Raw genomic sequence first — 288 nt, 5'->3', positions numbered from 1 at the left:
GCCGAACCACAGATAGGTGAAGCCGAACAGGTAACTCGGCCAGGTCGCGTTGATGATGCCGGGATCGCCGTCCGACTGCACGAGAACCAGCGTCGGCAGCACCACCTGGGCCGCACCGACAAACAGATTGATCGGGGCGGCGCCGCGCCCGCTGACCAGACCGACCGAGACGAGTCCGTTGACGAACAGCGCCACGCCCACCAGAAGTAGCCCGACGTTTCCCATCAGCGGCTGACCCACTCCACGAACTGGTCCGACGTGATGACCGGCGCGAAGAAGTTGTTGATC

At 63.9% G+C, this 288-nt stretch carries 1 protein-coding gene; it reads right to left on the bottom strand.

What is annotated here, in order from left to right; translation table 11 throughout:
• A partial coding sequence (locus ACZY0B_RS28005) for an AmiS/UreI family transporter (protein ID WP_463767461.1) occupies window positions 1-240 on the bottom strand: 240 nt, incomplete at its 3' end.
• Between the last annotated feature and the right edge of the window lie 48 nt (window positions 241-288).

Source organism: Mycobacterium sp. IDUB_19, assembly GCF_055419445.1.
Note: the sequence above shows the minus strand (reverse complement) of the source record. Positions and strands in the feature narration are given on the sequence as shown.